The sequence below is a fragment of the Sporomusa rhizae genome, from assembly GCF_041428845.1.
In the GTDB taxonomy this organism is placed as follows: domain Bacteria; phylum Bacillota; class Negativicutes; order Sporomusales; family Sporomusaceae; genus Sporomusa; species Sporomusa rhizae.
On record NZ_CP156925.1, the window covers coordinates 2,843,875 to 2,868,486 of the forward strand.

General features: G+C 41.8%; 19 protein-coding genes, 1 rRNA gene, 1 pseudogene and 1 other annotated feature. Of the genes and pseudogenes, 4 read left to right on the forward strand and 17 right to left on the reverse strand.

What is annotated here, in order from left to right; translation table 11 throughout:
- Positions 1-50 precede the first annotated feature (50 nt).
- The 8 genes and pseudogenes from SRRS_RS13355 to yunB form a co-directional block, all read right to left on the reverse strand.
- Entirely contained in the window at positions 51-665 is a 615-nt protein-coding gene (locus tag SRRS_RS13355; RefSeq protein ID WP_371369564.1) for a BofC C-terminal domain-containing protein, read from the reverse strand.
- Between the two features lie 110 nt (positions 666-775).
- A complete protein-coding gene (locus SRRS_RS13360; RefSeq protein ID WP_371369566.1) occupies positions 776-1,513 on the reverse strand; it encodes a YebC/PmpR family DNA-binding transcriptional regulator in 738 nt (245 codons plus the stop codon).
- A 219-nt stretch (positions 1,514-1,732) separates the two neighbouring features.
- Positions 1,733-2,488 carry a Rossmann-like domain-containing protein gene (locus SRRS_RS13365; RefSeq protein WP_371369568.1) on the reverse strand — a complete coding sequence of 252 codons (756 nt, stop codon included), beginning with the start codon at positions 2,486-2,488 and terminating at the stop codon, positions 1,733-1,735.
- 144 nt (positions 2,489-2,632) lie between these two features.
- The gene (locus tag SRRS_RS13370; RefSeq protein WP_371369570.1) at positions 2,633-2,818 is read right to left on the reverse strand and encodes a SymE family type I addiction module toxin; all 186 of its coding nucleotides are present in this window, start codon (positions 2,816-2,818) and stop codon (positions 2,633-2,635) included.
- A gap of 618 nt (positions 2,819-3,436) precedes the next feature.
- A pseudogene (locus tag SRRS_RS13375) lies at positions 3,437-3,727 on the reverse strand (IS3 family transposase); the annotation flags it as partial.
- A gap of 256 nt (positions 3,728-3,983) precedes the next feature.
- Positions 3,984-5,000, reverse strand: coding sequence for a DUF3231 family protein (locus SRRS_RS13380; protein WP_371369572.1), 1,017 nt, complete (start codon positions 4,998-5,000; stop codon positions 3,984-3,986).
- A gap of 841 nt (positions 5,001-5,841) precedes the next feature.
- Positions 5,842-7,632: ribosomal RNA gene (locus tag SRRS_RS13385) — 16S ribosomal RNA — on the reverse strand.
- Positions 7,633-8,201: 569 nt separating this feature from the next.
- The gene (yunB, locus tag SRRS_RS13390) at positions 8,202-8,906 is read right to left on the reverse strand and encodes a sporulation protein YunB (RefSeq protein ID WP_371369574.1); all 705 of its coding nucleotides are present in this window, start codon (positions 8,904-8,906) and stop codon (positions 8,202-8,204) included.
- 127 nt (positions 8,907-9,033) lie between these two features.
- Between yunB and SRRS_RS13395 the strand changes: the two genes are divergently transcribed.
- Positions 9,034-9,363 (forward strand): small, acid-soluble spore protein, alpha/beta type, encoded by a 330-nt coding sequence (locus tag SRRS_RS13395; protein WP_371369576.1) that lies wholly within the window; start codon positions 9,034-9,036, stop codon positions 9,361-9,363.
- Between the two features lie 42 nt (positions 9,364-9,405).
- On the opposite strand, the gene tyrS is transcribed toward SRRS_RS13395, so the two are convergent.
- Entirely contained in the window at positions 9,406-10,623 is a 1,218-nt protein-coding gene (gene tyrS, locus SRRS_RS13400; RefSeq protein WP_371369578.1) for a tyrosine--tRNA ligase, read from the reverse strand.
- Positions 10,624-10,684: 61 nt separating this feature from the next.
- Positions 10,685-10,924, reverse strand: a binding site (T-box leader).
- A gap of 271 nt (positions 10,925-11,195) precedes the next feature.
- Here tyrS and SRRS_RS13405 point away from each other — a divergent pair.
- Positions 11,196-13,382 (forward strand): transglycosylase domain-containing protein, encoded by a 2,187-nt coding sequence (locus tag SRRS_RS13405; RefSeq protein ID WP_371369580.1) that lies wholly within the window; start codon positions 11,196-11,198, stop codon positions 13,380-13,382.
- A gap of 374 nt (positions 13,383-13,756) precedes the next feature.
- Here the strand turns inward: SRRS_RS13405 and SRRS_RS13410 are convergent, their stop codons facing one another.
- Positions 13,757-13,879, reverse strand: coding sequence for a hypothetical protein (locus tag SRRS_RS13410; RefSeq protein ID WP_371369582.1), 123 nt, complete (start codon positions 13,877-13,879; stop codon positions 13,757-13,759).
- A 410-nt stretch (positions 13,880-14,289) separates the two neighbouring features.
- Here SRRS_RS13410 and SRRS_RS13415 point away from each other — a divergent pair, with 410 nt between their 5' ends.
- Together SRRS_RS13415 and SRRS_RS13420 are read left to right on the forward strand one after the other, a co-directional pair.
- Positions 14,290-14,610: a YbaB/EbfC family nucleoid-associated protein gene (locus SRRS_RS13415; RefSeq protein WP_371369584.1), complete on the forward strand. Its 321-nt coding sequence runs from the start codon at positions 14,290-14,292 to the stop codon at positions 14,608-14,610.
- Positions 14,611-14,622: 12 nt separating this feature from the next.
- Positions 14,623-15,228, forward strand: a complete 606-nt coding sequence (locus tag SRRS_RS13420) for a hypothetical protein (RefSeq protein ID WP_371369586.1) — start codon at positions 14,623-14,625, stop codon at positions 15,226-15,228.
- Positions 15,229-15,337: 109 nt separating this feature from the next.
- On the opposite strand, the gene SRRS_RS13425 is transcribed toward SRRS_RS13420, so the two are convergent.
- From SRRS_RS13425 to SRRS_RS13455, 7 genes are all read right to left on the reverse strand, one after another.
- Positions 15,338-15,868: a ferredoxin domain-containing protein gene (locus tag SRRS_RS13425; protein WP_371369588.1), complete on the reverse strand. Its 531-nt coding sequence runs from the start codon at positions 15,866-15,868 to the stop codon at positions 15,338-15,340.
- A 42-nt stretch (positions 15,869-15,910) separates the two neighbouring features.
- Positions 15,911-18,268: an endonuclease MutS2 gene (locus tag SRRS_RS13430; protein ID WP_371369590.1), complete on the reverse strand. Its 2,358-nt coding sequence runs from the start codon at positions 18,266-18,268 to the stop codon at positions 15,911-15,913.
- A 19-nt stretch (positions 18,269-18,287) separates the two neighbouring features.
- Positions 18,288-20,798: a DUF3656 domain-containing protein gene (locus SRRS_RS13435; protein ID WP_371369592.1), complete on the reverse strand. Its 2,511-nt coding sequence runs from the start codon at positions 20,796-20,798 to the stop codon at positions 18,288-18,290.
- Positions 20,795-21,700: an alkaline phosphatase family protein gene (locus SRRS_RS13440; protein ID WP_371369593.1), complete on the reverse strand. Its 906-nt coding sequence runs from the start codon at positions 21,698-21,700 to the stop codon at positions 20,795-20,797. The genes SRRS_RS13435 and SRRS_RS13440 overlap by 4 nt, the downstream gene beginning before the upstream one ends.
- A 275-nt stretch (positions 21,701-21,975) precedes the next feature.
- The gene (locus SRRS_RS13445; protein WP_371369595.1) at positions 21,976-22,647 is read right to left on the reverse strand and encodes a DUF421 domain-containing protein; all 672 of its coding nucleotides are present in this window, start codon (positions 22,645-22,647) and stop codon (positions 21,976-21,978) included.
- 74 nt (positions 22,648-22,721) lie between these two features.
- On the reverse strand, positions 22,722-22,976 hold the full coding sequence (locus SRRS_RS13450; RefSeq protein WP_371369597.1) for a cell division protein ZapA: 255 nt from the start codon (positions 22,974-22,976) through the stop codon (positions 22,722-22,724).
- Positions 22,977-23,088: 112 nt separating this feature from the next.
- Positions 23,089-24,492: an amino acid permease gene (locus SRRS_RS13455; protein WP_371369599.1), complete on the reverse strand. Its 1,404-nt coding sequence runs from the start codon at positions 24,490-24,492 to the stop codon at positions 23,089-23,091.
- Between the last annotated feature and the right edge of the window lie 120 nt (positions 24,493-24,612).

Genomic DNA, 24,612 nt, shown 5'->3' on the forward strand with positions numbered 1-24,612 from the left:
GTTTACCTTATATTCCTGTTACTATAAGAAAAAAGAGAGGTTTCCCTCTCTTAGCGTGCTTGCATTCCCTCTAGTGTCCTTAGAAGTTCTTCTTTTGTTTGTACGACTAAACCCTGGTTCAACTCCTGTACGTCTTGCGGCATTAAACCGGTGACTGGAATCTTGGTTACTTCCTTTATCAATGCCTTTGGTCCGGGAACACCATGGAAAACAGCGACATAACCATCTTTAATACCAATAAACATATTGTTGGCATGTTCGCGGCATAAACTATCAACTTTCAACGTCATTTCTACTTCTTTAGTATCAAATTTATCGATAGCCCAGCCTGAATAGATTTTTTGAACCTGATTAAAATTGAGACCGATTAAGTTATCCGGTGGTTTAGTCTGAAATACTTCTTCATCTTTGCACTTAGTATAGGTAATCTTTTGCACAATATTTGTATCAGCTGAAATTTTAATTTTTCCATCCTTTTTTACAGCCTCAGTTCCTAGCTCCGGACCAGGGATAGTTATATTTTTGTTAAACTGAAAAACCGAATAACCAATACCGGATAATAATAAAATTAGGCCGCCAATTAGGATAGGCTTAACCGGGATGGGTTTACCAAATATTTTTATTTGGCGTAAGGAAGTAAATTTCGCAATAATTTTTGACAACATACTAACAACACTCCTTTCTCTCTAGTGTCGCCAGTAGTTTTGCCAAATTATACAAAAAATATACTAACGTACCATAGCCTGAAAATAAAAAAGCAGGCTATGCCTGCTAATTAATCTTCCAATTCTTCCGGAATATCGAAATTAGTATAAACTTCTTGGATATCGTCGTGATCTTCCAAGGCATCCAATAATTTCATCATTTTTACGGAATCATCTCCAGATAAGCTGGAAGTTGTTTCCGGTACCATGGTAATCCGCGCAACCTCTGTTTTGATACCGTTCTTTTCTAAAGCTTCTTGTACAGTTTCAAAATCATCCGGGTCGGTAGTTATTTCAAATTGATCGTCAACTGCTTCAAAGTCTTCTGCACCAGCGTCTAAGACCATGAGCATTAATTCTTCTTCATTTAGACCCTCGCCATCAACGACAAATACCCCTTTTTGTTTAAACATCCAGGATACACAGCCGGATTCGCCAAGATTTCCGCCGTATTTGGAAAACAAATGTCTTACATCAGCAGCTGTCCGGTTACGATTGTCGGTCATAGCTTCTACCATAATAGCTACGCCGCCAGGACCATAACCTTCATATTTGATTTCTTCGTAATTGCTGCCTTCTAAAGAACCCGACCCTTTTTGTATAGCTCTTTGGATGTTTTCTTTTGGTATATTATTTTCTCTGGCTTTTTGCAACGCCAACTTTAAGCGCATATTACCAGTCGGGTCAGAACCACCCATACGTACTGCCACAGTAATTTCACGGCTTATTTTGGTTGTAACTTTGCCGCGTACAGCGTCCATCTTACCTTTTTTGTGTTTAATATTCGCCCATTTTGAATGTCCTGACATTGTAATACTCCTCTCAGACTATGTGAATCGGCAATATTGTAACATAATAGCAAGGAATTGGCAAAGCGCAATTTTGCTAATTCACTTATGAAAGTCCTTTTTTCTTTACAATTTAATAAATTTAGGCTATGCAGTGAAATACTTAATTACGCAGTAATAGCAAGAGGGGAAACCCTTGATTTGTATATGCATCACAACAGTATTGTGATTATATATTTTTTAAATAGTTAACACTGTCTCAAAATCAAGATACGGCTTCATAAGCATAGTACCGCCCCCTTCGGAAACAATGCGTAGAATCGCATCAGTATTGCGTACCCGGGAGCCAGCCACATGAGTGATTTTGGTATCATGGAAGACGGCACTGCACAGGGGCGAGGACGGTCCTAATAATACCGCTGCACGCGGTTTTCCAAGTTTGCTAATAAGTTCATCAAAGGTTCCGTTAATAAGCGAAGTGCCTGTAATAATAGCTATGGTACACTGAGATAAGACAGTACCGGCCTTTTCAGGAGGAAGCGTTTCTGCGTGGTTATCATTCAGTTCCAGAATGTCGAGCTGGCATCCGGTTTTGCGCAATTGGGCTATTATTGGGCCAAAATATCCAACCATAGCTACCCGGTCATTTTGCGAAATATTGAGCGATGAGATGATGTCTTCTTTTAGGGAACGAGGAGCTGGTAAAGTGGCCAGTAAAGCATTTGCCGTTGCCAAGCCCAGTGCTCGCGCCAAGTCGGAGACTTCATCACCGAGCATGGATAGCATTTCTTGTGCAGGCCGGCCAACAAGGGTTCCGGCGCTTGCGAAATGGGTACAACTGGTCGCAGGCGAATTCGGAGTCCACGCTACTCCCCCATGACCACTTTCTATCTTTACGGCAGTAAACCCGAGGCCGATGCGTACATCATTAATCTTTACCTGCTTTGCATGAGGCAGTAAGAAATCGATCAAGCGTTTTTGCACAGTTAGCATCATAGTATCCCCCTTTTAGTTAAAAGTGATTAGTAATATCATCAAATCCCATCTTTCCCATTCAAAAAAATCTTTAGAGTTTATATTTACCTTATAATATAAAAGCTCCTGCAAAATTTTCTCAAAAATTGCTGGAGCTTTATATTACTATTTCCAATTAATCGCCCTTATCACTACCCGCCCGGGTTCTGCTTCCACCAGAACCCGTTCTTCATACTGAAACCCCAAACTACTCAACCACTTGCCTTCCAGCCGAATATACGGTATCAAATTCTTGTCTCGATAAATACTGCTTACCGAATTCAACCGGTATATTTTTCTCTGCTCTTCCATTTCTATATTCCCTCCAAGATTCCAGACCGCCCGCGGACAATATGTCCGCGAGTAGCCTGTTTTTTCTGGAGGAATTGAAAATCGCATGCTAGGCTTACTACCTACACATGCGACTTGATTTCTGCGTTTGCATATTCCTATGCGTTTTCCATTGCATGCAACTGAACAGCCCGTGCCACAGCAACAACCTGTTATAACCAAACATACCTTTGCTTGTTTTTCAGGAAATAATTGGTTATAATTAATATTGTCGTCGTGGACAGGAAACTGTTACGTGTAGGTGGGCTTTTCACCTGCGCGTGCCTGAAAGTGCGTCAACACTTTCAGGTCGCGACGATTTTCAATTGCCATCCATTTCTAAGTATAGTATATTTAGGAAATTTTTCAAGGGTATTTGACGAAAAATCGTTCGACAAAACAATAATATAGATTGAATTCATTTTTTCAGCAGTGAATATTCTCCGGCAAATGGGTATAATATTAGAAAAGGACTGACGTGCTCGATACACGCCATCCCCGCAGATTGTCTAACCGGAAACGATTAGCCTCAGTTGGGTTGTTAAGAAACAACCGCATGCCTTGGCTTGAATTGAACCCAAAAAGTTAGACAAAATTAAATTAAGCAGATTTTAGGGAATGAGTTCTGTAATTAACAGGACTCATTCCTTTTAAATTCGCCTTGATACGGCGATTATTATATTCATGAAAGATATGCTGTATTTGTTCTTTGACTTGGTCATATTTATCGGGCTTACTCATCTTTTTTGTATGATAATAATAAGTACTACGGGGTATTTGGGCTATTTTGATAAGCTCAACTATCTTGAATTCATGCCTTAGCTCATAGATTACTTGCGCTTTGTTTCTCTCTGTGACTTTTCCTGCTCTTGAACTAAGGCATTCAATTTTTTAAAGTAGGCATCTCCATTCGAAGGCAATGGCTCTGGAAGCTGGGCTTCACCACGGGAAGCCAAATCGAAGCGGAAGAACAATCCGGTGCACTGCTGATCAAGATGGCGGAAAATCAGGATGTCAGTTATACGCCTATCCGCAGAAACCCCGGTCAAAGAAAATAGGTTTGAATGTCCGCTAAGATAAGCTGATACTAACCTGACTATCCCTTTTTCCTTCTCATCCTCTCTGGCTCATCGGAAAGCGCTACTCCTTATGATGGCGTAAGGGCCAATTGTTTACGGTCAAGCGCCATTGGGGGCTCTTCGGCCCATCCATTGTTTATTAAAATCCTAATGGCATCATATGAGAATAATTCAATTTCAGCAGCTAAACGATTGTAGTCCACACTTATATCCTTCCTTAAAGTCACACCGATAGCAGCCGCGTAATAGCCAAGCACCATGTTTGTAAGAGCGATAATATGGAATAGCATAAGCTTATCGGAAAAAGGCGCAACAGTAGACGCCATAATATCTGTATCCAATTTCATTGGCCCTGGTATATTACTGTCCTCTAGGGTCTGTGTAAATATTTTAATATGCTTTTCGGCAATGTCAGCACACCGAACAAACAACTGCCGAACTTCCATTGATTGTGCAACCTGGCTGAAACCGACTAATATTGCTTTGGCAATCGCATTAGACTGTGCATTTAAGAATAAGTGCATAATTTCAATGGAACTTAACCTGCGCTGGTTGTCACCAAAAAAGCTGCCGAGATATTCTGTGCTTTGAATGTATGCAGGTTGGTTACCTGCCGTAACATACGGGGGCCGTACGTATAATCCTTTAGACAGCATCACTTGCGTAGCCATTTCGTCTAAGTCAGCCGCTGTTTTCATCGACTCCATCGTAAAACTCCGAACATCCGCCCGTGTAGCTAATGATAACGCAAGACTATAGGCAAGCATCGCAGTCTTGGCCATATTTTTAAGGTAATTTAGATGAAATGGATCAGAAAACAACCTTGGTGCAGTGAGATTCACGTCATTCGCGGTAAATCCAATGGGAATAGGGAATCCCTCCTGAGTAAAAAAGTTGCTAATTTGCTGCACGTGCGACTGCGCCAGATACAATGCCTGCTGTAAAACAGGTTTAATTTGTGTATCTTCGGTTTTCTCTAGAAAATATCCTATAGTGCATGTTGCCATGCTGTCATTCATGTACTGTATCCAGAGGCTACCAATCTCAGCCGCCGTGAGACGAATGTTATGTTCTGTTAGGTTCATACTTATTCCTCCGCTCATTTCTACTACTAACAATTAGTATTAGGCAGTTGCAAAGTTTTTATTTATCCACTCTTCATCTCAACCAGGCGAAAATGACAATACCCGCCGTCAAAGAAGCGGCGGGCATTGTAGAAAACCAGGGAATACAAAATAAACGATACTATGGCCTCTGTTGACTCCTCCAGATTCAGCGCCACCTTTCGATAGCGGTTGCCAAGTTACTTGGTCTATCATGCAGGTCTCCCCAGATAAGAACGTCATCTTTCTGCTCATGTACCCGTCCAGAGTTACACTCCAGCCTTTGGCGGCTTAGGACTTTGTCTTGCGTTGGAGACTCGTCCGGCTGAAACAGCCTCAAATTGGCTTCGTGTACCTCGGGTCGAGCATTTGCCTCCAGCTTCCTTTAGATTCTGCCTCGCAGTAGACCCCCCTGCTCTTGGCTAACGGTAGGCGCTCGCCTGCCCCCGCTCAGGACTTTCACCCTAAAGATGACGCCCATGCTGGGCGTACAACGAAAAAAACTTACGAAGTAAAAACCTCGTAAGTTTTGATATTCCTGGTGGAGACAAGCGGGATCGAACCGCTGAGCTATATCCCCATTTTTCAGGAATACAATGTTGTTAGGTCTGCCTATTTATTTAAACAGCGTAATTTTTCATTCCCTCAAAACCAAACAATGTAAGAGTTAACATCTGCCAAATGTACCGACCTAGAAGTAGCTCGATTTTTATGTCGATAAACTTAATGATGTTCTTCGCTTCCGCTTAGAACTAAGCGATTCGTACCAATCAGCCTTCGCCTTCTTGGACTCTCTTATCGAACGTCGAGCAGTTCTCCCTAGAAAGGAGGTGATCCAGCCGCACCTTCCGATACGGCTACCTTGTTACGACTTCACCCCAATCATCGGCCCCACCTTAGACGGCTGACCCCGGTTCGACATTCGACCTTCGACTTTTGACTTTCGTAGGTTTTTCTTCCCTTTCGAATATCGTATGTCGAAAATCCAATGTCGAATCGGTTATCCCACCGGCTTCGGGTGTTTCCAACTTTCGTGGTGTGACGGGCGGTGTGTACAAGGCCCGGGAACGTATTCACCGCAGTATGCTGACCTGCGATTACTAGCGATTCCGACTTCACGGAGGCGAGTTGCAGCCTCCGATCCGAACTGAGAGCTTGTTTATGCGTTTGGCTTACCTTCGCAGGCTTGCTTCGCTTTGTTTAAGCCCATTGTAGTACGTGTGTAGCCCAGGACATAAGGGGCATGATGACTTGACGTCATCCCCGCCTTCCTCCGCATTGTCTGCGGCAGTCTCCTTTGAGTTCCCACCTTTACGCGCTGGCAACAAAGGATAAGGGTTGCGCTCGTTGCGGGACTTAACCCAACATCTCACGACACGAGCTGACGACAGCCATGCACCACCTGTTTTTGTGTCCCCGAAGGGAGGAACTTATCTCTAAGTTTTTCACTCAATGTCAAGCCCTGGTAAGGTTCTTCGCGTTGCGTCGAATTAAACCACATACTCCACCGCTTGTGCGGGCCCCCGTCAATTCCTTTGAGTTTCAACCTTGCGGCCGTACTCCCCAGGCGGGGTACTTATTGCGTTAACTCCGGCACAGGAGGGGTCGATACCTCCTACACCTAGTACCCATCGTTTACGGCTAGGACTACCGGGGTATCTAATCCCGTTCGCTCCCCTAGCTTTCGCGCCTCAGTGTCAGACACAGTCCAGAAAGTCGCCTTCGCCACTGGTGTTCCTCCCAATATCTACGCATTTCACCGCTACACTGGGAATTCCACTTTCCTCTCCTGCACTCAAGATCCCCAGTTTCCTGCGCCTATACGGGGTTGAGCCCCGCACTTAGACACACGACTTAAGAATCCACCTACACGCCCTTTACGCCCAATAATTCCGGACAACGCTTGCCACCTACGTATTACCGCGGCTGCTGGCACGTAGTTAGCCGTGGCTTCCTCCTTTGGTACCGTCATTACTTTAGATTATTTACCCAAAGCACGTTCGTCCCAAACGACAGAGTTTTACGATCCGAAAACCTTCTTCACTCACGCGGCGTTGCTCCGTCAGACTTTCGTCCATTGCGGAAGATTCCCCACTGCTGCCTCCCGTAGGAGTCTGGGCCGTGTCTCAGTCCCAGTGTGGCCGTTCATCCTCTCAGACCGGCTACTGATCGTCGCCTTGGTGAGCCTTTACCTCACCAACTAGCTAATCAGACGCAGACCCATCTCTAAACGATAGCTTATATATAGAGGCCATCTTTCTTATCTTTATCATGCGATAAAGATACCACATTCGGTATTAGCACCACTTTCGCGGTGTTGTCCCCATTTTAGAGGCAGGTTATCTACGCGTTACTCACCCGTTCGCCACTATCTGCTATTCAACACCCAAGGCTTTTGTGTTGTGACGACCCTGGATGGGTCTAATGTCGAGCTTGCCATGGACGGCAATAAAGCTCGACTTCCTTGCGTGAAGCACTCTCTTTCGTTCGCGCTTGACGCTGTCGGAATTCACCATCACTAAAACTCTCGGTGTTGAACAGCAGACCGTTCGACTTGCATGTGTTAGGCACGCCGCCAGCGTTCGTCCTGAGCCAGGATCAAACTCTCCATAAAATTGTATGCCGTCTATATGCCTTATTGCTATTTGCCGGCTGCTATCTCGATAAGCAGATAAACTACTATATCAGAAGAGACAGGCAAAAGTTCAAAGTCATTTTTGACTTCATTATTATGGAGCCATTTGTTGGCTCATAAATTCAAAAAAAAGAAATTGTTTTTGTGTGCTCAATGAGCACCGCACATCTGGCTTTCCGTACATTGTATTGAGACGCCATAACATGACGGCCTATACAGCCATGCATATTATGAAGCTCATACGATAGTACGCTATGATGCATTACTTACATTGTTCAGTTTTCAGGGAACACATCGGAGCATAATACTGTCGCATCGGCGACGTTTACATATACTATCATGCTTATAATAACATGTCAAATAGTATTTATTGGATTATTGCTGTATCGACGATGCTATATACATTATCATACAGATTTACCTTGTGTCAAACTTTCTCCAGCCAACAGTACAAGGAATGAAATAGTAAAGCCACAGTAAGTATTACTTACCTGTGGCTTACGTTGAGATGATCATAACTATTCAATTATAACAAATTCTAATTCTGGTTAATTATTGGCCTTAGGAGTACCATTATTGTTGTTATTGCCGCCATTTAGCAACTCACTGTCAAACGGGAATGGGAATTGTACATATGTATTAGGTACTTCACCAACAACAACATACTCGGCAATTGGCACTTGTGTATTGACGCTAACACTTTGGCTTACCAGCGGAACAACGATGCGGACTTGGGTAGTCGCAACCAAATAAACCATATGCCTGGTTTGGTTAATACCGGCTTGTTCAAATTTATCTACTACTTTAACCTGAACTGTCCCTACAGGAATTATAGTAACTGTAATTTTAGGCCCCATACTTGCCAGTAATTGGTTTCCTAACACTTGGCCAATAGGAATATCTATTTTTTCTTCAGTTATCTCTTTTAAAGCATCTTGTACTTTAATGGTAGTGTCAGCAGCTAATCTGTTGAATTCCATGGTATTAGGCTGGATAAGAACTACTCGCCCGTGTTCATCAACGGTAACATTTACCAGTGTCTTAGGATCAACAGTAAGGCTTACTCTGTTATTAATAACATTATTAATTGACTGGGTTGCAATGAGTGTTGCCCGTGTTTCTGCAATCGCCATCAGGGTAGGCTTTAGGTGGTTTTCAACCTGCCAGAAAGTAAACCCCACCAGAATTCCTAGAAGAACAGAAACTAAAGGAAAGAGTGGTATTGTACGTTTGCGCCGCACTGAAAACCGCATCTCTCCCCCCTCCTTCAGGCTTTCCCATCTTGATTATTATATATATGGTGTAAGTTGGCTGTTGGTTACTAAATTAAAGTTCATTATAAAATAAAATTGCGGGAATACTACTATATGAGGTGATTGTATGGACGGTTTACAAAAGTTAAAATTAGAAGCTGCCAATGAAACTTTAGGCCACGAAATGCAAAAAGAAATAACACCTGATAATTATGAAAATGTGCTTGATGAGAAAAAGGCTGAAGTAGCAGAAGAATTAGGACTTAAAGATAAGATTGAAAATGTTGGTTGGGAAAACATGACAACTAAAGAAGTAGGTAAGATTGGTGGTCATGTGGGAGGTCATATTGGCGGTCAAATGGTAAAAAAACTGATCGCTATGGCAGAATCGCAGATGGCCCCCGTTGACAAAGCAAGTATTGAAGATGCAAAGGATCATTTGGAAGGTAAAAAGTGAAAATAAAACTGGGTCGCAGGCTGCGACCCAGTTTTATTATTTTTATTCTATAATAATACGATGGTAGTTTTTCTTGCCTTTCCGAATAAGAACGCTGTTATTGCTGAAGTGGTCGGCTGTTAGTAAAAAGTCCGGATCTGTGATCTTGGTATCGCCAAGATAGAGACCGCCTTGCTGAACTAAACGCCGCCCTTCGCTTTTGGAGGCAACAATCCCGGTGCTTGCGAGGATATCTAGTAACTTTGTACCTACTGTTTCACTGGTAATTGATACAGTTGGAGCATTATCCAGATTTCCTGCGCCACCAAACAGTGCTGCCGCAGCCTCGGCCGCTTTTTCTGCTTCTTCTTGGCCGTGAATTAATTTAGTTACTTCAAAGGCCAGTGTTTTTTTCGCGATATTAATATCCTTATCTTTAAGCGCGCCCAAACGACGAACTTCATCCATAGGTAAGAATGTTAACAGTGCCAAGCATTTCTCTACGTCCGCATCATCAATATTACGCCAGTATTGGTAAAACTCATAGGGGGATGTTTTCTCAGCATCCAGCCAGAGAGCTCCTTTTTCGGTTTTGCCCATCTTGCGTCCATCACTAGTGGTCAATAAAGTAAAGGTTAATCCATACGCCGGTTTGCTTTCTTTACGACGGATAAGATCTGCACCGGCCAGAATGTTCGACCATTGATCATCACCGCCCATCTGCATTACACAGTTGCACTGGCGGTTAAGTTCCAGGAAGTCATACCCTTGCATTAGCATATAGTTAAATTCCAGGAACGATAATCCTTTATCCAGCCGTTGCTTGAAGCATTCTGCTGTAAGCATTCGATTAACGGAGAAGTGAACACCGATTTCACGAATAAACTTAACGTAGTTGAGATCCAGCAGCCAATCAGCATTATTCATCATCAATGCTTTGCCATCAGTAAAATCGATAAACCGCTGCATTTGCTTTTTAAACCGTTCGCCGTTGTGCTCAATATCTTCTCTGGTCAACATTTTGCGCATATCCGATTTCCCCGAAGGGTCTCCAATCATTGCCGTTCCACCACCAATGAGACAAACAGGGCGGTGACCGGCTTGCTGCATATGCGCCATTACCATCATTCCCAGAAAATGTCCTACATGCAAACTATCGGCAGTAGGATCGAAACCAATATAGAATGTGATTTTTTCTTTTTCTAATAACTCCGCAATTTCTTCTTCATGGGTCAGTTGTTGAACAAAGCCCCGTTCTTTAAGAATATCTAATACAGACATTGTTATATCCTCCTTAATTGCCCGGATCAAGACCGGTAAAAATAATAAAATCCCGTCCCTGGTTAGGGACGGGACTATAAACCCGTGGTACCACCCTTGTTGCTACTAAATAGCCACTCAAGCGAAGTTAAAAACTTCTTCTCTGCTATATAACGGTAGCGTACCGGCTCGGCTTACTAACAAATATGTTTTCAACCTGCTGCTCCTAGGTGTATTTCAGTCAGCCAGCTTACTGGGTTTCACCAGCCCCCAGCTCTCTAAAAAGCTATTCTGACTTACTTTTCCTACTCATCACTTTTTTTTGCTATTATTTTATTTTAACTATACCGCAATATAAGCATATTGTCAATTTTAGCCACTCTATGTTAAAGCTCGGCTATTTTACAATACATTAGTACTTTTTCCCATATTACGCCGTATTATAACATAACGAATTTAATAATGCGAACTGCAGATAAACATATACCCTATCATGAGTCGTTTTATGGTATAATGATTAGCGAATCTAGTCCTTGGCCTAATTACAATTTAAAATGAATGTATTTGTATTGAATCTGTAAGGGGAGGAAACCATGCAAGATAAAAATAATGAATTCAACGAAAATAGGGAAAATGGCAGACGGCGCTCAAAAAAGAACACACGAGCGATTACAATAGTTGCTGTTCTCGTGTTCCTGGTAATGCTTACAGGAGCTGGTTTAGGATTTTTAACAGCCAGTATCCATACCATGCCGAGCTTAAAGGGCGAGATACGTCCGGCCGTTTCTTCTCAAATTTTCGACGTTAATGGAAAACTGATTACAACTATTCATTCGGTTGAAAATCGCTTGCCTGTATCAATGAATAAAATACCTAAGAACTTACAAAACGCTTTTATTGCGGCTGAGGATGTTCGCTTCTATCAGCATAGTGGCATCGACCCTCGCGGTATTTTGCGCGCTATATGGTCTAATATGACAGATAGAGGGATTTCTGAGGGTGGCAGTACGATAACTCAACAATTAGCCAGAAATGCTTTACTCTCTCAAGATCAAACGATTAAGCGTAAAATTCAAGAAGCTTTTTTGTCTTTACAAATCGAACGGCAATATAGCAAGAACGAAATTTTAGAGATGTATATGAATCAGATTTATTTTGGGCAAGGCGCTTATGGGGTTCAAACGGCAGCTCAAGTCTATTTTGGGAAAAATGTTGAAGATCTTAACCTTGCAGAATGTGCAATAATTGCTGGTATTCCCAAAAGCCCAAATTACTATTCTCCCTCAAGTAATTTAAAAGCTGCTAAAGAACGTCAAGCAGTCGTCCTTGATCAGATGGTTAAGTATGGTTATATTGATGCGACTACAGCAGCAAAAGCAAAGAATACAGAAATTAAGATAGCTAGTCGTCCGGCGACGGCTACCCCTACTACTGCTTCGTATTTTATTGATTATGTTACGCAACAGCTTATTGATAAATATGGTGCGGATGCAGTATATAAAGATGGACTGAAAGTATATACTTCACTTGATTTAGATATGCAAAAAGCGGCTGAACGGGCAATGGAACAGTTGCCAACAAGACGCACTGAAAATGGGATAAAACAACCGCAGGGCGCACTTGTCGCAATTGACCCTCATACCGGATATATTAAGGCAATGGTTGGCGGACGCGGTAACGATCAATTTAACCGCGCGGTATTGGCTGAACGTCAACCAGGTTCTGCCTTTAAACCATTTGTTTATTTGGCTGCTATTGAAAGTGGGTATACACCAGCTAGTATTATTGATGACAGCCCTATCAGCTTCGGTAGTTGGTCACCAGTGAATTATGACAGGAGCTTCCGTGGACCAGTAACTATCCGCTCGGCCCTCGAACAGTCACTTAACGTTGTTACTGTTAAATTAGCACAACAAGTGGGTATTGATAAAACCTTATATTATGCACAGCAAATGGGAATATCCACACTAGTTCTTAATGGTGATACCAACGATCGCAATTTAGCTATGTCGCTAGGCGGACTTACCCGCGGTGTTACTCCGCTAGAGATTGCCAGCGCCTATGGCGTTCTTGCCAATAACGGGGTTCGGGTTGAACCGACAGCTATTGTTAAAGTTGTAGACCGCAATGGCAAAGTTATTGAAGAACATGTTGCTAAAGAAAAAGTAGTTGTTAATGAGCGCAGCGCTTATCTTCTTACAGATATGATGAAAGGTGTTATTAATAATGGTACTGGTACCGGCGCTTATTTTGGGCGTCCGGCCGCGGGTAAAACCGGTACAACCAATGATTATAAAGATGCTTGGTTTGTTGGATTTACCCCAGATTTATCTACATCCGTTTGGCTTGGTTATGACAATTCTGACTATCTGAGCGGGGTAACCGGCGGGACAATTCCTGCGAATATCTGGCGTACTTTTATGAGCGATGTTGCTGCTAAATATGTGGCGAGAGACTTTGCCAAGCCTTCGGGAATTGTGGGTGCCAGAGTTTCAACTAAGGATGGCTTACTGCTAAATGATCCCAATAATCAGGAAGGACGAAATGAAATCTTTGTGGAAGGTACTCAGCCCACAAAAGTATCGACTGTTCCTGCATCTAAAGATGGAAAAGACAAAGACGGTAAAGATATCAAGCAGTCTGATCAAGCTAATCCTGCCTCCGATGCTTCAACAAATGTAGATAAAACTGCGCCGCCACCGCCGTCTAAGAGCGACAAAAATACGGGCACTCCTTTGGCACCGCCGCCCCCACCTAAGGATTCTGGTAAGAAAAACTAGATTAGTAAATGATGTGGTATATATCGTAATTTTTCCGCTTATAAAAATAAAAAAAACACGCGTATTTTACGCGTGTTTTTTTGCGTTTGCGCATATACATTATTATAGACTGTTAGGGGAACACGCTGCCCGGGGCCGTTCCTGGATATAAGTATGAATACTATAGGCAAGTGTCGTCACCTTCAAAGAAGAACAATAATAAAATTATAATGATAATCCAAATACCACCAAAACCATGACGGCCAAATCCACCACGCGACATGTAAGCTACCTCCTTAATTATCATTAATGAAGGCGAGGTACCGTCCGCCCTTCTACTTCAATATATACATCTTATTGTGGAAGTGTTACTGAGCAAGGCTGACATCAAGTTACTAATTTGGCCTATTAAATAGACTTCTAATTTGTTTAGGTGCTTCTGATGCCACTTTTACCGACTTCATAGTATTGTTAATAACATCAGTCATATTGCGAATTTTATCTACGGTAGTAGACATAGAGTCAATCCTTCTATCCATTGAAAAGTTTTCTGATGTCAATGTCAAAAGGATGACCACTAGTTGAAGGTTAAGATTAGGATTTTGCATTATCTTTCTGAACAAAGCTGCAGGTCCTCTGGAACTCGTGGCTTTAGACGAGGATTGGTTTATTGGTGTAACCGCTGGTGCTTTATCTATTGTTGATTTTTCAATATTAGTTCTTAACGTTGTAACAGGCCCATCTACAGGCGGTACTCCCGAGTTTCGGTGGTATTTTCGCACACGCATGTTTTCACGACCCCTCAAATTATGATTTTCTTAATCCAATATATGAAGTTCGAAGGTATTTTGTTTCTCCTGAAGTTTGGACACTCACAAAATTTGTTAAATTGAATAAATTAGATAAGAAATATGGAGGTGATTAGACAGTGTTTGAACAGTTTGGTAATCTTATGGAAATGGTAAAAAAGGTTCAACAAAATGTAGATAGTGTACAGGATCAACTTAAACAAGAAAAAATCGAAGTGAATAGCGGCGATGTTGTTAAAATAACGGTAAATGGTCAGCAGGAACTTATCTCTATTCAAATTAATAGCAAATATTTAGTTGCTGAAAACGCCGCTTTACTGCAGGATTTACTTTTAGCTACTATAAACAATGCGTTGACTAAGTCCCGGGAGCTTAATCAAACTGCAATGAGCAAGCTTGCTACAGACTTAAACCTGCCCAAAATTCCCGGCGTTTTTTAAGGAGGCGGTCCTATGCCGAATGACACCGAGAATAATGGGTCATCGACGCTGCTCAGTTCAGTAGTACGATTGTTAGACTCCAATATTTCCGCTGGATCAGGACTTGATAATTTAATAACTGTCCTATCACTGTTATGCCTAATTTCTATAGTTAGCCGTAACCAAACTGTCAATCAGCCATCTCAAATACAATCGACAGCTAACAGCAGCAATCCTCTACATAAATTATTAGGTGATTTAACAAAAGGCGTTAGCAATGACGGGGGTGGTTTATCACCCGACAGTCTGATGTCTCTTCTTCCTTTGTTGAATAACCCACAACTTAAATCAAAGCTTAATCCGGGTACTATTGGAAGTGTTTTAGGGTTGTTGAATAATATGGGTGGACTTGGTTCGAATTCCTCGCAGGATAAGCCTAAAAATGAAAGTAAATCTGAGAGCAAAACCGAAGCTTCTAAGTCAACAAAGGAACCGGAAACGACCGTCCAACCATCTGTTTCTGTCCAACAACCTACATCGCCCCCAATACAAAATCCATCCCCACAAGACACCGAAACTTCAGAAGAGCCTGAAGGTAAAAACTACGGAAGATATTTAAATTGGAAAAACAACTTCTAAATGAATTAATAAGCGGCCTACGGAAAAATTTAGCTGTTTTCATTAAACAAAAAAACCGGTGGTAATACTCACAAATTGAGTAACCACCGGTTTTATATATGTATTTAACTTAGGTGCGATCAAAAAACGGACTTTTTCCTGAAACACTGAGCGGTATGCCGTAAGCAATTTCAACATCTTCTTCAAATATAGCAAGATTTAAAGCGGCCCGCCCCACAGAAAACATTATCCTGTTGTCAATATGATGCTGGGCAGCAACTCCAACAGCCGAACCAATAGCAATTCCTAAATCCCCGATACTAATAGCACACTGGCCGGATTTTTCGGTATTTTCTTTACAGTTTGCGTATCCGCAATAGCCACAAGGACTAACCCCCAATGGCTTAACTTTCTGTCCTAAGAGTATTACCATTGGTGTTTTCTCTAAGCATTTGGCATCGCGTTCAAAAAATTGTGCGCCACTTGATTGAGCAATTTTTTTCATTTCTTCCGCTATCTGGTCTTTTGTTCTGCCTTTTACAACCATTGTAACAAGATTGTCGGTACCTCGTCCTTTAGGCGCTGTTCTGGCAGCTACACACATTAATTCGGCAACTTGTTCAATGGCGCGCTGCTCAAGCTCCTTACTTTGAATAATCATGCTCTTCTCCCCCATACATTTAGATTCCGGTAAATTTCTATACTAAGCCAACCTAGCTACGGTAGCTCCGGTGCCACCTTCGTTAAGTTCAGCTATGCGTATACCAGTTATATGTGGGTGATTTTCGAGGTACATCTTTACTCCTTTTCTCAGAGCGCCGGTACCTTTTCCATGGATAATAAGCACCTCGTTTAAGCCTGATAATATTGCTTCATCAATATATTTATCAAGTACCGTTTCTGCTTCCTCAATTGTCATGCCGCGAATGTCTATTTGTCTTGCCGGCGCTTCGGTCTTCGCTATGCTAACACGTTTAGTGACTGGGCTTTCCTTGTGTTTAACAGTTTCAGTTAACAACCGGCAGGCAGAAAGCGGTACAGTAAGTTTTAAAACTCCCATCTGTACGGTTACATCTGTATTGTTTAGCGCCAATACTTCTCCCTTTTGTTTCAGGGTGGTAACATATACAGCCATGCCAGGCCTGACCATATCGGCGGATAATTCAGAATCTGTCTCTTCGTCCAAGCTAAACCCGCTAACACTGCTGCTGCTTTCCTTTAATTTCTTCCGGGCTGTTTCAATCGCTTTTTGGCGTTCACGTCCACTATGTTCGGAAAACTGTGATTTAAGTTCAGTAATAATTTCTTCAGCGCTGCGCCGAGCTTGGCGAATAACAGTGGCAGCCTCTTCCTGCGCTTTGGCTAATACCGTTGTCTTTTTCTCATTAATTCGCTGCTTTTCAGCGTCTATCTTTTCTCTAGTCCTGCTTAATTCCTGCTCTAAGCTCTTTACATCATCCAAACGGGCTGTATATGCTTTCTTTTCTTCTTCTAATGCTTGAAGAATTGTTTCGAAATCTGCGTGTTCTTTATTGATTAATTCTTTTGCGCGAGAAATAATCTGATCGGATAAACCCAGCCTGCTGCTGATGGCAAAAGCATTACTGCTGCCGGGTATACCAATTAGTAAACGGTACGTTGGTCGCAGGGTTTGTATATCAAATTCTACGCTGGCATTTTCAATTCCATGTCTAGTATAAGCAAATGTTTTTAATTCACTATAGTGTGTTGTCGCAATTGTTTTTGTTCCAAGTTTATGGAAGTATTCTAAGATTGACATGGCTAAGGCAGCGCCTTCACTGGGGTCTGTTCCTGCTCCAATTTCGTCAATAAGTACTAAATCATTGGCAGAAACATCTTTTAATATTCCAACTAAATTTGTCATATGCCCCGAAAATGTGCTAAGACTTTGTTCAATGCTTTGTTCATCACCGATATCGGCAAAAATTTTGCCAATAACCGGCATCTCGGAGTCAGGAGCTGCGGGAATAAATAAACCTGCTTGCGTCATAAGCGCAAATAAGCCCACTGTTTTTAGCGTTACGGTTTTGCCGCCGGTATTCGGGCCTGTTATAAGTAACGTAGTAAAATGACGGCCTAGATGGACATCTATGGGCACAACATTTTCACCGGGGATAAGTGGATGCCTGGCTTGAAGGAGGTTAATATACCCTTGCGTATTAATAATTGGCTTAATTGCCCGCATATCAATACTTAGCTTCGCCTTGGCAAAAACAAAATCCAGATGAGCTAAGATATCAAGATTTTCCTTAATACAATCCGCTACTTTTGCAATTTGTCCTGAAACTACGATCAAAATTCGTTCAATTTCAGCTTTTTCTGCTGCGATAAGTTGTTTTATATCGTTATTAAGGTTAACTATGGCTATAGGTTCAATAAATAGTGTCGCACCACTTGCAGACTGATCGTGAACAATGCCTGGGAAACTATTGCGAAATTCTTGCTTAATAGGGATTACGTACCTATCACCCCGCATGGTTACCAACGCATCTTGAAAGTACTTTTGATATTCGCCTGAACGTAAAATATTATCCAATTTTTCTTTAACACGGCTCTGAGCCTGTTTTATTTCACGACGCAGCTTTAACAATTCACTACTTGCATCATCCCGGATAGATCCCTGTTCAGTGATCGTTGCTTCAATGGTTGTTTCAATATTTTTTAGCAATACTATTTGTCCTGCTTTGGCGCTAAGAAGTGGTGTTTCTATTGGTAAATCAGATAAAAACGTTTTCATACGCCGCGCAGCATATAAGGTACTAGCAATCGCTAACAGTTCATGCGGCTCCAAAACGGCACCCAAGCTGGCTCTTTTTATACTTGCTCTGACATCACGTATTCCTCCAAGCGGTATGCTGGTAAAATTGTTCATGATATCTCGGGCTTCCGCTGTTTCTGCAAGCCGGTCTCGAACCTGACCGGTATCACTGACAGGTAGCAGTACTTCTGCAAGTTCACGCCCGATAATCGATCCCGTGCGATCAGCAAGCATTTCTATGATTTTGTTATACTCTAATGTTGAATACACCGATAATTCCATGCAAATTCTCTCCTAAATCCTATAATACTCCACGGAAATAGTGCCCCCTTGTTATGTGTTCATGCTCAATTTCCGTTATTTTTTTATCATTATTAATAAGTGGATGTTTTTCCCCCTGATCAATTAATTCCCGGTACAATCTGGTAATATAGGCGATCTCCTTAATAGAACTATATTTTGCTTCATATCTTAGCCGGCTTATACCACTCCTGATTAAGCGCGGTACATGCGGCAGCATAGATAATTCCTTTGCATTTAAAATATGCATGCGACAAAATAGATCTGTCACTACCGGAAATAGCTCATTCATTCTGTCCTTTAGCCAAAACTTACCACGCAGGCAGGTATTAGTACACTTTTGAATATTGGGTCCGCCTAAAAGGCTTCCCAGCATACAGTAATCAGAGATCATAAGCGTAAGGTAGCCATGTACTAAACATTCCAAAGGAGCCAATTGTTTTGTGCTTAATTCTTCAACCTGGGCAAAATTAAGTTCCGGAGATAATGTCAAGCTGGATAAGCCTATGTTGGTCAAATAGTTGGCGGTAATACTGTTATATATATTCAGCGGATAATCTCCATGTAAGGGTATATCGATTAATTCCTTCAGTAAATGTAATGTCCCGATGTTTCCTACGCTTATTGCCTCAGGGCCGATCGCGTTAAATAACGCAATATGATCCGTTATTTCTTTTATTTGATTTCGCTGCAGCAAGCGCGGTGTATTTAAGATAATTTTACAGTCATGTTTTTTGCAATAATCTGCGACAGAATGATAATCTTCATCAGATAATGTACGTTTTCCAAAGCACTCGCCGCCGAACATGATAATATCAGCACCGTTATCCACGGCAGTTTTAGCTTTATCTACCGCATCGACGTTAACAACGAGTTTCGGTTTATTCCCTGATTTCAATGTTTGATGCTCCGGCATTAAAACTTCAATGGATTTATCTTTGGGCAAAGGCGCTCTATTAAATTTGGCAAGCCGGGCAACTTCCAGTTGTTCTATAGCTCTACGTCTGGCATCATTTATTTCACTTAGAGGAACCATTACTTCGCCTTGGATATCGCAGTCCAGGTTATCTAATGAAAAAACAGTAGTTCCCAATCTTTCAATTTGTTTAGCGATTGTGTCAGTGGTCAACGGTCGTTTTAATGCCTTTTCAGCAATAAATTCAGTTGCCGCTTGGCCGGTAAAGCCTTCATTGTCTTGTGCGGTTATAATTAATGGATTACCTTCAGCCACCGTTACTGTGACATTAATAGGTATGCGTCGGACGGCATCTGCTTTACTGAAAAAACCTCTAGCTCGCTCCATAAGTATGGAATCAAAAACTTTAAATACCCGGTCATTATCACGAACAGGCGAACTTACGGGAATACTAACAGCCGTATTGGCAGGGGCCTGGTCAACATTTTTTCCATCAACGACCATAGCGTTAATTGTAACATTAACCCGGCCACCCACCTTAACCCAAAATTCAATAATATCACCGATTGCGAGCGGCTCATCCAATTTTATGACTGCCGTTTTGGTGGTTGGCTGATAACTTATTACCCGCCCAACTCGTACTCCACGGTTGTTGGGGCGCCGGTCACTCATCATAGCACGCCCATTTTTACCGTACAGATGCGCGATAGTAAAATCGCGATTGAATATTTGTGCTAAATCCTTCTTATCCTGCTCGCTGATTAGATATTCTGCTTGCTGCAGCAAATAACTGTTTATAGCCCGGCGGTAAGCATCTACAACGACAGCAACATATTCTGCACGTTTCATTCGTCCTTCGACTTTAAATGAAGTTACTCCTGATTGAATAAGTTCAGGTAAAATTTCAATGGTATTAAAGTCTTTTGGACTTAACAGGTATTCACCGGCATCAACTTGGCTTAACAGGTTATTGTCTTTGTCATCAACAAGAGTATACGGAAGACGGCAAGGCTGAGCACAGCGACCACGGTTGCCGCTTCTGCCACCAATCATACTGCTCATTAGACATTGGCCTGAATAGGATATACATAAGGCACCGTGGATAAATGTTTCTATTTCTACTGTAGTATTTTTACAAATATGTTCAATATCCTTAAGAGGCAGTTCGCGGGCTAATACCACCCGTTTAAAACCCATATCTGCTAAAAAATTAACCCCCTCTAAGTTATGAGCAGTCATTTGGGTACTGGCGTGAAGGGGCAAATTAGGCACTACCTTTTTAGCAACTACAGCAACTCCCAGATCTTGTACGATAATTGCATCTACGCCAATAGTATATAAATGCCGCAAATAATCAACCAGCACTGGGATTTCAGTATCGTCCAGCAGTGTATTAACAGTAACATATACTAATACTCCGCGTAAGTGAGCAAAACGTACAGAGTCAGCTAATTCCTCATCAGTAAAGTTAGGTGCATAATGTCTGGCTCCAAACATTTTTCCACCGAGATAAACAGCATTTGCACCGCTCTCTACGGCGGCAATAAGGGCCTCTTTGCTGCCGACAGGCGCAAGTAATTCGATCACATAAGTCATCCTTTCACTAAAACATCTATTAACGCAGGGACAATACCTGTCAAATCAGAAATATTGTCTACAGTTTTTTGTGCTTTATATCCTAACGCAATCAGTGGCACTTTGTTCAGAGTATGGGTTTTAACGGTCATATCCTCAAAATTGCCATGATCGCTAGTTATCAGTAATAGGGTATCATCAGGCAGCCGCTTATACACGCTGCCGATAAAGCTATCAAGTGTCGCTAAAATCTTTTGTGCATATTGCCAATCCTGCTTATGTCCGGCCCTATCTGTTTGAAAATATTCAAAAATTGTAAAAGAATATTTCCTGGAAATATTAACCAAATTTTCAGCAGCTTGCAAGGGGCGTAAAACGGGAACAAGTTCTACCCCGAGGCTAGGCAGCATTTCGTTTGTAATATCTTGGAATACAGCCTGGCCATTATTCATTTCAGGTATAGTTCTTAATGACATACCTGTACTTAAAGCAGCCAGTGTTATCGCCGAATGTCGACGTTTTCGTTTAGCCACCAAGTCAAAATAATTTGGCAGATACATATTGGCCGAGGTTGCAGTCAGGCCTTTCTCCACCAGTCTTTTCATAATATTATTATCAGTAATTATTCCAGATAACTGTGGACCAGGAAATGCTTGAATATGACGTCCCATCATCTTTGCGGTATTTAAACCGGTAAGAATGGCGGCCTGACCAGTTGCACTTTGCGGAAGTCCTGGCACTCCTAGTGTGGCGTCAATTGGAAGTAAGCAGCGGTTAGGAGAAAGAACTCGCCCTATTTCTTTAGTTAAAGTAAAACCAAATAACTCTTGAATGATTTGGAAATTAAAACGTGCCAATGGATTTGTCTCTAAATTATTTTCTCCTAAACCGAAACCGTCAATAAATAGTAACAAGACTCGCATTTTGAAACCGCCCTTATATAGATATAGCATAGATAAAGTTTGCTTCTACCGCCCGCAAGAGCTAAGTCGAAGTCTCAGGTGTTTATACCGTACAGTAAGGTTATAGCTGTCTATCATGTAAAGTCAAACTCGGCTTTCACCGCGCATTGGACAGCGGAAGCCGATTGTACTTATTCATTCGAAGTTTATTTTTTGGCTTCAGATAAGGTTAAAACCACATTTGAGGCTAAGTCACTGGATAAGAAAGAAGAAGGGACTGATTCCCCTTCCTCTTTTTAGTGTAATTCCTTTTGAGCGTTTACGGATTTTTCCTCAGGGCAATTTTTATGAGTCTGCTGTTCACGTATATGGTCGGTTAAGAATTGAACGTTATCCATAAGTTTTTCAATTTTTGTCCACTTTTCGCCGGCCAGGCTTAATGGATTATCGTATATATTCTTTATATATTGCTCAAACTCGCTTTTTGTCAGTGGATCATTTTCGGACGCGCGAAGTATGGTAAACTCTCCGCAACTTTCTAAGCGAGCTGCCTCTATCGTGCTTACATCAGTCATATCAAGACCTTTTTTATGAAGTTCCTGGCGTAAATCATCATAGTTAAAACGAGTAGCGACAAAATTCTCGCTAAGTATTCGGCCTTTATGTATTAAAGTTACTGGGGTACCCTCAAACCATTTACGTAACGTGCTATTCTTGAGGGCTAAGTATCCCAAAAGTTGCTGAAGTAACAACAAAGCGATTAAAGCTTCAATTCCTGCAGCTAAAGTCGGAGTTTGATCCATTGTGCCGGCAACGATAATATCACCAATACCTACCATGATAACGAAGTCAAAAGGTGACAATTGACCGACAGTCCGATTCCCCATCATTCTGACAACAATAAGGGCAACAGCGCACAATATCATTAAACGGAGTAAAACTTGACCGATCATACCAAAATCGAACACGATACCACTCCTTTTCTGTCAGTATTATTAGCATGACATCAAAGGGTTATACCGTAGCGATTACAGAGACTTTTTTATTTATCTTCTTTTATTAGTTCAAGAAGCTCCAAGTAATCCTGTTCTAACCGCGTAAATTCATCCGCGATATTTAGGGCTGTAAGTACGGCAATTTTTGTCGGTGACAGTCGAAGATTAGCTTTGGCTGTTTTTTTCATACGTTCGTCAAGCATAGCAGCCAACTGTCTCACTCTATCTGGCTCAATATCGCCTTTTAGTGCATAGCTTTCACCGTATATTTCAACGGTAACTTTATTTTTTTTATCTGACATATTCCACCTGAACTAAAAGATTTACTACAGCATATACTTCTACCACTAAAAAACTAATTCCTGCAAAAAAAAGAAAAAAGGCGGGTTTAACCCGCCTTTATTAGTTTTAATATTAACCAGCAGCTTTATCCTTAACTTCATTTTTGTTAAGAACGCTATTTCTATAGCTATAAACAAAATACACAATAAAGCCGATTACTGACCAAACTCCGAACCGTATCCAAGTTTCAACAGGCAGATTAATCATTAAATAGCCGCAAGATAAAACGGCTAACGGAGCAACAATTGGAACTGCCGGGCATCTGAATGGACGGGGAAGATCAGGGCGGGTATAGCGGAGTGCAAAAACCCCAATTGCAACAACAACAAAGGCAAATAATGTACCAATGTTTGTTAACTCTGCGATAATACCGATCGGTGTAAAACCGGAAATCAAAGCAACTGCGATGCCAGCTACTATGGTAATAATATGAGGGGTACCGTATTTAGGATGAACCTTACAAATGCTTGCGGGGATAAGCCCATCGCGGGACATGGCGAAGAAAATCCTGGTTTGACCGTACATCAGGACTAAAAGAACTGTAGTGATACCGCAGATTGCACCGGTACCAACCAATGCCGAACCAAAGTTATAACCGATAGCCCGGAGCGCATAGGCAACAGGTTCGGCGTTGTTAAGATCTTGATAAGGTACAACGCCAGTCAAGACACCGGCAACGGCAATATATAGAATCGTACATACCACGAGGGAACCAATAATACCGATAGGCAGGTCGCGGTTAGGATTACGACATTCTTCAGCGGCTGTAGCAACAGCATCAAAACCGATATAAGCAAAGAATATGATTGCTGCACCGGCTGCTACACCAGAAAAACCATAGGGCATAAGCGGGGTCCAGTTTGCTGGATTAACTTTAGGACCAGCCAAAAGTAAGAAAATGAATACGGCAACCAGTTTTATTACAACTAGTACTTTATTAAGTGTTGCGCTTTCTTTGGTTCCACGAACCAATAACAAACTTAAGAATAAGGCAATAATCATTGCTGGTAAGTTAACTATACCGCCATCAGCAGGAACCGCCGTAAATGCTTTAGGCAATTCAATTCCTCCTGATTTTAGTAAGCCAACTACGTAGCCTGACCAGCCGGCGGCTACTGCACTTGATCCAACAGAATATTCTAGTATAAGATTCCAGCCTACGATCCAGGCAATAATTTCACCTAGCGCGGCATAGGTATATGTGTAAGCACTTCCTGCGAGTGGTACAATTGCAGCTAGTTCAGCATACGCCAATGCGGCAAACGCACATGCCAAACCAGATAATACGAATGATAGCATGATACCAGGTCCGGCATATTTAGCCGCCGCAACACCAGTTAAGACAAAGATCCCTGTTCCGATAATGCAACCAATACCTAAGAGTATCAAATCTGATGCACCAAGACTCTTTCTCAAACCGTTCTTTTCTGCGTTTTCCCTAAGCAAACCAATACTTTTTGTGCGAAGAACTCCCATTTTCCCTCACCTCTTCATTAGTTTTTTAAGGACAAAAAAACAGATCTGTCGATAAGAGACAGATCTTTCTGTAAATATCTAACCGATACAGACATTTACATCATTTGTCCATCTCGGTTA